This window comes from Limibacillus sp. (assembly GCA_037379885.1).
Taxonomy (GTDB): domain Bacteria; phylum Pseudomonadota; class Alphaproteobacteria; order Kiloniellales; family CECT-8803; genus JARRJC01.
The window spans coordinates 1-8,866 of the sequence record JARRJC010000094.1 but is presented as its reverse complement, the minus strand read 5'-3'; the positions used below and the strand labels follow the sequence as shown (position 1 = coordinate 8,866).

8 protein-coding genes and 1 pseudogene are annotated in these 8,866 nt (G+C 63.4%); 5 read left to right on the top strand and 4 right to left on the bottom strand.

Translation table 11 applies throughout. The annotated features are described in order from the left end of the window. On the bottom strand, positions 1–410 hold a 410-nt coding region (locus tag P8X75_14670; protein ID MEJ1996424.1), incomplete at its 3' end, for a pyridoxal-phosphate dependent enzyme. Between the two features lie 17 nt (positions 411–427). Then, a complete protein-coding gene (locus P8X75_14665; GenBank protein ID MEJ1996423.1) occupies positions 428–1,621 on the bottom strand; it encodes an aminotransferase class V-fold PLP-dependent enzyme in 1,194 nt (397 codons plus the stop codon). Between the two features lie 233 nt (positions 1,622–1,854). Between P8X75_14665 and P8X75_14660 the strand changes: the two genes are divergently transcribed. Continuing rightward, a complete protein-coding gene (locus P8X75_14660) occupies positions 1,855–2,601 on the top strand; it encodes an IclR family transcriptional regulator (protein ID MEJ1996422.1) in 747 nt (248 codons plus the stop codon). Positions 2,602–2,604: 3 nt separating this feature from the next. Here P8X75_14660 and P8X75_14655 read toward each other — a convergent pair whose 3' ends face one another. Both P8X75_14655 and P8X75_14650 read right to left on the bottom strand, forming a co-directional pair. Next, a complete protein-coding gene (locus tag P8X75_14655; GenBank protein MEJ1996421.1) occupies positions 2,605–3,636 on the bottom strand; it encodes a 2-dehydropantoate 2-reductase in 1,032 nt (343 codons plus the stop codon). Continuing rightward, positions 3,636–5,058: pseudogene (locus P8X75_14650) on the bottom strand (acyl--CoA ligase). Before P8X75_14650 ends, P8X75_14655 begins: the two are co-directional and overlap by 1 nt. Before the next feature lie 147 nt (positions 5,059–5,205). Between P8X75_14650 and P8X75_14645 the strand changes: the two are divergent. The 4 genes from P8X75_14645 to P8X75_14630 form a co-directional block, all read left to right on the top strand. Continuing rightward, entirely contained in the window at positions 5,206–6,060 is an 855-nt protein-coding gene (locus P8X75_14645) for a universal stress protein (protein ID MEJ1996420.1), read from the top strand. A gap of 215 nt (positions 6,061–6,275) precedes the next feature. Beyond that, positions 6,276–7,250, top strand: a complete 975-nt coding sequence (locus P8X75_14640; GenBank protein MEJ1996419.1) for a tripartite tricarboxylate transporter substrate binding protein — start codon at positions 6,276–6,278, stop codon at positions 7,248–7,250. 34 nt (positions 7,251–7,284) lie between these two features. Next, on the top strand, positions 7,285–7,815 hold the full coding sequence (locus P8X75_14635) for a tripartite tricarboxylate transporter TctB family protein (protein ID MEJ1996418.1): 531 nt from the start codon (positions 7,285–7,287) through the stop codon (positions 7,813–7,815). Between the two features lie 47 nt (positions 7,816–7,862). Continuing rightward, positions 7,863–8,866, top strand: a 1,004-nt coding sequence (locus P8X75_14630; protein MEJ1996417.1) for a tripartite tricarboxylate transporter permease, incomplete at its 3' end; no start/stop codon positions are given.

Here is an 8,866-nt window from a genome sequence, read left to right as displayed (position 1 = left end):
GCGAAGACCGCCTCGCGGGAGGAGGTCGAGGGCTCGCACTCCACGATCTTGCCGCCATAGCCCATGACGGCGTCCTTCTTGGCCTGCGGCGCGGTGCGCGGCATGACCACGGTGCAGGGAATCCCCCGCCGCCCCGCCGCATAGGAGAGCGACAGCGCGTGGTTGCCCGAGGAGTGGGTGGCGACACCGATCTTTGCCTTCTCGTCGGAAAGCCCGAAGACAGCGTTGCTCGCCCCGCGCACCTTGAAGGCCCCCGCCTTCTGGAAGTTCTCGCACTTGAAGAAGAGCTCGGCGCCCGTCAGCTCATTGAAGTAGCTTGAGGTCAGCACCGGCGTGCGATGGATGTAGGGCTTGATGCGCTTGTGCGCTTCCTTCACATCCTCGTAGGTGGGGATATGGCTTTCGGTCATGGACTTCGACCCTTCCATTAAGCGGCCTCCAGGGCTCCGTTCTCGTTCCTCGACTGACGATAGTAGTCCTGAGCGGCGGCAACGCCAGACCCCAATGTAATCGGGTAGCCCAAATCCTTCATCGCCATTTCAATGGTGCCGAGCCCGGCCAGCGCCATGACATCGGTCATCATGCCCAGGTGGCCGATGCGGAACGCCTTGCCCGCGACCTGCCCAAGCCCGATCCCGAACGAGACCCCATAGGCGTTGTAGGCATGGTCGGTCAGCTTGTTGCTGTCGAAGCCCTCGGGCACGTAGATCGCCGTCACGCTGTCGGAATAGAACTCCGGGCTCTTGGCCACGATCTCCAGGCCCCATCCGCCGATGGCCCTGCGCACGCCCTCGGCAATGCGGTGGTGGCGGGCGAAGACCTTGTCCAGCCCCTCCTCCAGCAGCATGTCCAGGGACTCGCGCAGGCCGAAGATGAGCGGCATGGCGGGCGTGTAGGGGAAGCTGCCAGCCTTGTTCGCCTTCAGCATGTCGGCGAAGTCGAAGAAGGCGCGCGGGCACTCGGCGGTCTTGCCGGCGGCGATGGCCTTCTGGCTGAGCCCCATGATGGCGAGACCGGTGGAGAGCATGAAGCCCTTCTGCGATCCGGAAACGGCGACGTCCACGCCCCATTCGTCCATGCGGAAGTCCATGGAGGCGAGCGAGCTGACGCAATCGACCATCAGCAGCGCCGGGTGCGCGGCGGCGTCCATGGCGCGGCGGACAGCGGCGACGTCGCTCAAGACGCCGGTCGCGGTCTCGTTGTGGGTCACGAGCACGGCCTTAATCTCATGTCCCTTGTCGGCGGCCAAAGCCTCACCGTAGCGGTCGGCGGGAGCGCCGGTGCCCCACTCGCAGTCGATGACTTCGACGTCTAGCTTGTGGCGCTGGCAGAGCTCGATCCAGCGGGTGGAGAAGGTGCCGAAGCGGGCGATCAGCACCTTGTCGCCCGGAGAGAGCGTGTTGGTCACGGCCGCCTCCCAGCCGCCCGTGCCGCTGGCCGGGAAGAACAGCACCTCACCTTCCGTGGTTTTGAAGACTTTCTTCAGGTCCTCAAGGATCGGCTTGAAGCGCGCAACGAAATCCGGGGCGCGGTGATCGCTGGTCTGCACGTGCATCGCATGCAGCAGACGGTCGGGGATGTTGGTGGGGCCTGGAATGAAAACCGGGTTCTGGCTGCTCATTGCATCTCTCCTTAACCATAGCGTGCCGCAGAGAATACAGAAGGAATCTCATTTTGCAATTTTTCTGAAAATGTTTTTTGCTATGCGGAAAAATAATTTTTCTGTTATTTTTATCAGTGTGTTATAAGTTTTTCTGGATTGAAAAATTCCTTGCGATAAATAGGTGGGGAATTTTTCTTCAGACATCCAGGCGGAAATCGACCGGTCCAAGGCCCAAGGAGGCACCACCCGAGATGCAAGGCATTACCTCACGCAAGCGCGGGCGTCCGCGCGGAAGTTCCTCGGAAGGCGGCGGCACCGTCCAGGCGCTGGACCGTGGACTGATGATCCTGAACGCCCTCGCCAAAGAAGGCGAAGCTACGCTAACTGAACTCTCCATGAAGGTGGGTCTGCCCGCCTCCTCCGTCCACCGCCTCTTGATGACCCTGGAGAAGCACGGCTTCTCGGACTTTCATGATGAGAGCCAACACTGGACCATCGGCGTGGAGGCCTTCCGCGTCGGCAGCACCTTCCTGCAGCGCGCCAAGGTCGTCGAGGCGGGCCGCGAGGTCATGCGCGCGCTGCTGGACGAGACGGGCGAAACGGTCAACATCGCCATCGCCGACCAGGGCGACGTGGTCTTCGTCAGTCAGGTGGAGACGCATCAGCCGATCCGCGCCTTCTTCCGGCTGGGCACGCGCGGACACATGCACGCATCGGGCATCGGCAAGGCTTTGATGGCCGAGATGTCTAAGGACGAGGTGGAGCAGCTGCTGGTGCGCAAGGGCCTGCCCGAGTTCACGCCCACAGAAGAGCGCACGCGGGGCATGCGCTGCGTCGCCTCGGCCATCTATAACGAGTTCGGCGAGGCCATCGCGGGGGTCTCGGTCTCCGGCCCCACGGTCCGCATGACGGACAACGAGGTCGCGCGCATCTGGCCCAAGGTCCAGAACGCCGCGGCGCAGATCACCGAATTGATGGGCGGACGCCGCAAGCCGTAAGCCCTAGTCCCCGCGGCGCTGGAAGATCAGCTCTTCGATCGCGGGCTTGTAGTCGTAGAGGCCCAGCACGCTGCCCTGCATGCGCACCAGCGCGGCCACGGCGTCGAGCGTGGGCGTCTCGATCTCCAAACGGCGCGCCAGCTCCAGAACCGTCGAGGTGAGCGCGTCCAGCTCCATCGGGCGGCCCTTCTCCACGTCCTGACGGGTCGAGGGCTTGTGGCCGACGATCTCGGTGCCGCCTTCGATCCGCCGCTCCACGTCCACGGAAAAGCGCGCGCCGACCGCCTCGCCCACCGCCTTGCACTCCAGCATCATGCGGCGCACGACGTCCTTGCAGGCTTCGTTCCCGCCGATCAGGTCGAGGCTGGCCCCGGTCAGGGCCGATACCGGATTGAAGGAGCAGTTGCCCCAGAGCTTGATCCAGATCTCGTCACGCAAGCGTCCCTTGCGCGGCGCCTTTAGACCGCCCTCGATCAGCAGCTTTGAGAGGGTCTCCAGCCGCTCGGAGCTCTCGCCGTCCGGCTCTCCCAGCGAAAAGCGGTTGCCGTAGTTGTGCTGGACCACGCCCGGTTCCGGCACGTCGCAGGCCGGATAAACGACGCAGCCGATGGCGCGCTCGGGCCCAAAGGCTTTCCACTGCGCGCCCCCGGGATCGACCGTCTCCAGCGGCTTATCGTCCAGCACCGTGCCGCTGTCCGCCTTGTAGAAGTACCACCAGGGCAGGCCGTTGACGGCGGAGACGATGGCTGTCTTGTCCCCCAGCAGGGGCGTGAAGCGGTCCACGATCGGGGGGATCGAATGGGCCTTCAGGGCGATGATCACGAAGTCCTGCTCGCCCAGCTCGGCGGGATCGTCGCTGGCCTTCAGCTTATGGACCGTCTCCTCCCCGCCCTCGCGATAAATCAGGCCCTTTTCCTGGATCGCGGCCAGGTGCGGGCCCCGCGCGACCAACGACACCTCGGCCCCCGCCTTGTCCAGGGCTGCGCCCATCATGCCGCCGATCGCGCCGGCGCCGAAGATACAGATACGCGTCATTACTCGGCTCCCAATCCCAGTTTTTCAGCTAGCCCGATTCGCTGCATCTTTCCGGTCGCCCCCTTGGGGATCTCCTCCAGGAAGACGAAGGTGCGGGGAATCTTGAAGGGCGCCAGCTTGTCGGCGGCGAAGTCCCTCAGGTCTTTTTCCGTGACGCTGGCCCCTTCGGACAGCACCACGGCGGCGGCCACCTCCTCGCCCAGCATCTTGTGGGGCATGGCGAAGGTCACGAACTGCTCGATCTGCGGGTGCTCGAGGTAGACGTCATCCACCTCCAGCGGGGAGACCTTCTCTCCACCTCGGTTGATGATTTCCTTGATGCGCCCGGTGACCTTCAGGTAGCCGTCCTCGTCCAGGTATCCCTGGTCCCCGGTGCGGAACCAACCGTCGAAGAAGCTGTCGGCGTTGGCCTTGGGGTTGTTGTCGTAACCCGGCGTCACATTGGCGCCGCGAATACAGATCTCACCGGTGGCGCCCTGCTCCAGCCGGTTGCGCTCCTGGTCGAAGATGCCGATCTCTGGACCGGCGGGCAGGCCCACAAAGCCCGGCTTCTGCACACCGGGCGGCAGAGGGTTCGACGCCATCTGGTGTGCCGCCTCGGTCATACCGTAGGCCTCGATGACCGGGCAGTCGAAGGTCTCCGCCAGTTCATTGAAGACCGGCGGCGGCAGCGAGGCGGAGGAGGAGCGCACGAAGCGGAACTTGGCCGCGGCCACCTTGTCCGGGTTGCGTTTGGCGCGCAGCAAAATCGTCTGGTGCATGGTCGGCACGCCCGAGTACCAAGTCGGTTCCTCGGACTCCACCGTGGATGTGGAAGAGCGGCATGATGTTGAGGCAATGATCGGCGGGCGTCAGCATCAGCGTCTCGGCAATGTTGGAGCCGGAGGCATAGAGGTTCGCCTGGGTCAGCGGCACGACCTTCGGACGCGAGGTGGTGCCGGAGGTATGCAGGACCAGCGCCTCGTCGTCTTCCCCGGGCTCGCTGGCCTCGGCCTCTTCATCGAAAAGGCGGAAGTTTCCCGCGGGGCCGTCGGCGTCCACCTTGGCCTCGGCAACCGGGATACCCAGCCCCTCAGCCGCAGCGGCGGCAGGCGTTTCGCGGCCTTCCGGGACGATCAGCAGTTTGGGCTTCAGATCGTCGAGATAGAACTCGAACTCACTTTGCTTGTAGGCGGGATTGAGCGGCGCAGAAGAACAGAGGGACGCCACGCCCAAGAACGCAGAAGCCATCTCGGGCCCATTGGGCAGGACGATGGCCACCCTGTCGCCCGGCCCGATCCCCTGTGCCGCCAACTGACCGCGCAAGGACGCGCAGTGGGCGCGCAAATCCTTGAAAGACAAGGGGCTGCGCCCTGGCGCCGTCAGTGCACTGGCGGCATCTTCACCGCAGTTCAGTATCTCCAAAACGCTCTTCTGAGCCATGAATGTCGTCCTCCCCGGTTCGCCTGAAGCGAAACCTAATTTAGTTTTTGATTGACGCAGGTCGAGGTTTGTCAGGTGAAAATAGCGCCTGCCGCACTAAATGAAATCCGACTTGATCGGCATAACCCTAGCGATTGGAGGGCTTCCATGCTCAAAAAAATTCTTGTGCCGGTGATCGATAATCTGCCGCTGGAGCAGCAGATGGAGCACGCCGCCGCGCTCTCCAAGCGCTTCGAGGCGCACATCGAGTTTGCCCACTGCCGCCCGGCACCGGAGGACTTTTTGCCGCACGGGCTGCCAGTGCCCGACTTCCTGCGCAAGAGGCTGCTGGCCCAGGCGGAGGACTATGCCGACTATCAGGAAGACGACCTGAAGCGTCGCCAAGAACATCTGTTCCAGGAAATCGTTGAGAGGCTCGGGGGCGCAGCGGGCGTTGTGGAACGCTCAAGCTGGCGGGAGTTCCAGGGGCGGCCCAACCATACGATCCGCGAACGCGGACGCCTCGCCGACCTGATCCTCGTGGCAAAGCCGTCCCGCGATATAGCCGTGGGCACGACGCCGCTGCTTTCGGCGATCTTCGACACCGGACGACCGGTCCTGATGTGCCCGGAGAAGTCGGGCGACCTGACGGCATTGGGGCGCAAGGTCTGCATCGCCTGGAACGGCTCTCTCCACGCCGCGCGGGCCGTCGCCATGACTCTGGACATCCTGCAACAGGCCGACGAGGTGACGGTGCTGACGGCCCGCACGGAGGAAGCCCACGGCGCATCGGCGGAGGATCTGGAAGCCTATTTGGCGCTGCGAGGAATCGAAGCCCGCTTCGACCGGTTCGAGCCAGAAGGCCGGGTCGGCGACGCCCTCATGAAGCGTCAGGATGCCCTGGGGGCGAGCCTCATGATCATGGGGGCCTACAGCGTCAGCCACGAGCGCGAAGCGATCTTCGGCGGCAACACCCAGCGCATTGTCGATAAATCGAAATTACCTGTAATCTTTGTTCACTAAGAGGGTATCAGCAGGCTGTATCCCATAATGGTCATGGCCTGTGGCATTTTTTCGCAGAGTGAAAATATTTTTTGACTCTCCGTTTTCCTGCGCCATTTTCGTCAGTCTGGTCTGCGGAAGAGACCATAAATCCTTCTTCCGCAATCATGGGCTGATAACAGCCGAACGGCTTTTCCGGGTGCACCCCGTGGGGCCACTGTTGGGAGGAAAACGATATGATAAACTTCAAGAAGCTCAAGGTCGCTGTTGCCTGCGCTGCTGCGGTGGCTGCGGTCACGCTGGGAACCAACGTAAAGGCTTTCGAGCCGAACAAGCCGGTCGACTTCGTCATCATGGCCGGTCAGGGCGGCGGCGCCGACAAGATGGCCCGCCTCATGCAGTCCATCATCGAGAAGAAGGGCCTTTCGTCCCGTCCCTTGGTGCCGGTGAACAAGCCCGGTGGATCGGGCGCGGAGGCGCTGGTCTACATGAAGGGCGTGAACGATCCCGATCACACCATCATGGTGACGCTGAACTCCTTCTTCACCACGCCGCTTCGCCAGCCGGGCCTCGACGTCGACATCATGACCTTCGCGCCGGTGGGCCGCATGGCCGAGGACACCTTCCTTCTGTGGGTCCACAAGGATGAAGGCATCGCCACCTTCGACGAGTTCCTGGCCGCCGCCAAGGAGCGCGGCAGCGGCTGGGTCATGGGCGGCACCGGCAAGGCCGCCGAGGACAACATCATCACCGACTTCCTGAACTCCAACTACGGTCTGGAGATCAAGTACGTGCCCTACAAGGGCGGCGGTGAAGTGGCCCGCCAGCTGGCCGGCCAGCAGATCACCTCTTCGGTGAACAACCCCTCCGAGGCTCTGGGCTTCTATGAGTCGGGCGACGTCATTCCGCTGGTCGCCTTCACGGACGAGCGCCTGCCGCTCTTCCCGGACGTTCCGACCCTGAAAGAGGTTGGCGGCGACTTCTCCTACTTCATGCAGCGTGCCGTGGTTGGCGCGCCGGGCATGTCCGACGAGGCTCTGGCCTACTACACCGACCTGTTCCAGAAGACCTACGACAGCGAGGAGTGGCAGAAGTACAAGACCGACAAGTCGCTCATGGGCAACTTCATGGCCGGTCAGGACCTGAAGGACTACTGGAAGGTCCAGCGCGATCGCCACGAGTCCATGCTGAAAGCCTCAGGCGCGATCTGACGCCGGGCAAATCAGGTAAAGGGGGCGCCAGACGATGCGGGTCGCAGAAATCACCACGGCTGCGTTGCTGGCGCTCCTTTCGCTCTACCTGATGTGGAAAAGCGGGGAGCCGCCCGCCTGGAACCCGGATGTGGGCCGCTTCGCCAACATCGGCATGATCGAAGGCGAAGGGCCGGGCAGCGGCTTCTGGCCGTTCTGGCTGTCGGTTGGAATGCTTATCAGCAGCCTATGGATCGGGGTGAACTGGTTCCGTGGCACCTCGCCTTTCTCCCGTTCGCGCGAACCGCTCCTGGACAGCGCCTCGAAGCGCTCTTTCCTGCTGGTCTCAGGTGGACTCCTGGGTTTCCTGATCGCCATCGAATTCCTGGGCTTCTACGGCGCGATCTTCCTGTTCCTGATCTACTACATCCGCTTTCTGGGCCGTCACTCGATCCTGCAGACCTCGCTGATCGCCGTGCTGACGCCGATTGTGGCCTTCTTCTTCTTCGACGTGACCATGCGGATCGTGCTGCCCAAGGGCTACCTCGAGCCGCTCTTCATCCCGCTCTACGACATCTTCCTGTGAGCCGAACCCTGTTCCCGGGCTAACAGCCCAGCGAAAGAAGCATGACCATGGACATCGTTCTATCGCTCCTAGACGGCATCTGGATCGCGCTGCACCCGGCCAACTTCGGGCTGGCGATCGCCGGCGTGATCATCGGGCTTTTCGTGGGCGCCATGCCTGGGCTCGGCTCCGTGAACGGCGTTGCGATTCTGCTGCCCTTCACCTTCGTGATCCAGGAGATGACGGGGACTGCGACCTCTCCCATGATCTTCCTGGCCGCCATCTATTACGGCGCCATGTACGGCGGCGCGATCTCCTCCCTTACGCTTGGCATTCCGGGGGCCTCGACCGCCGTCGCCACGACCTTCGACGGGCGTCCGCTGGCGCTGAAGGGGCAGGCGCATAAGGCCCTCGTCGTGGCCGCCCTCGCCTCCTTCGTGGGCGCGACGGTCTCCAACATCCTCTTCACGGCCTTCGCCCCGCCGCTGGCTTCGGTGGCGCTGAAGTTCGGCGACCCCGAGATCTTCGCCCTCATGCTGCTGGCCTTTGCGACCTTCATCGGCCTGGGCGGCGACGACATCCCGAAGACCCTCTTTTCGATCTGCTTCGGGCTGGTGCTGGCGACGGTCGGCTTCGACATCGTTTCGGGCGAACCGCGCTTGATCTTTTTCGACATCCAGGGCTTCAGTCACGGCATCCGCTTTCTCGTGCTGGCGATCGGGGTCTATGGCATCGGCGAGATGATCTGGACCATTTGCGTCCAGCGCGGCGACACTTCCATGTCGGACGTAAAGCTGGGCGGCGGGCGCATCCTGCGCGCCATCCTGGAGTTCAAGGAGGCCTGGAAGGGCACGGCCATAGGCTCGGCGATCGGCTTCTTCGTCGGCATCCTGCCCGCAGCCGGAGCGACCCCCGGCTCCCTGATGGCCTACGGCGTCACCAAGATGGTCTCGCGCAATCCGCGCGCCTTCGGCAAGGGCGAGGTGGACGGCGTGGCAGCCCCGGAAGCGGCCAACAACTCGGCCTCGACCGGCGCCATGCTGCCGATGATGACGCTGGGCATCCCCGGGTC

What these genes read in the sequence shown, in the direction of transcription:
- P8X75_14665 (MEJ1996423.1), bottom strand. Translation starts at nt 1,621, where the DNA reads ATGAGCAGCCAGAACCCGGTTTTCATTCCAGGCCCCACCAACATCCCC.
- P8X75_14660 (MEJ1996422.1), top strand. Translation starts at nt 1,855, where the DNA reads ATGCAAGGCATTACCTCACGCAAGCGCGGGCGTCCGCGCGGAAGTTCC.
- P8X75_14655 (MEJ1996421.1), bottom strand. Translation starts at nt 3,636, where the DNA reads ATGACGCGTATCTGTATCTTCGGCGCCGGCGCGATCGGCGGCATGATG.
- P8X75_14645 (MEJ1996420.1), top strand. Translation starts at nt 5,206, where the DNA reads ATGCTCAAAAAAATTCTTGTGCCGGTGATCGATAATCTGCCGCTGGAG.
- P8X75_14640 (MEJ1996419.1), top strand. Translation starts at nt 6,276, where the DNA reads ATGATAAACTTCAAGAAGCTCAAGGTCGCTGTTGCCTGCGCTGCTGCG.
- P8X75_14635 (MEJ1996418.1), top strand. Translation starts at nt 7,285, where the DNA reads ATGCGGGTCGCAGAAATCACCACGGCTGCGTTGCTGGCGCTCCTTTCG.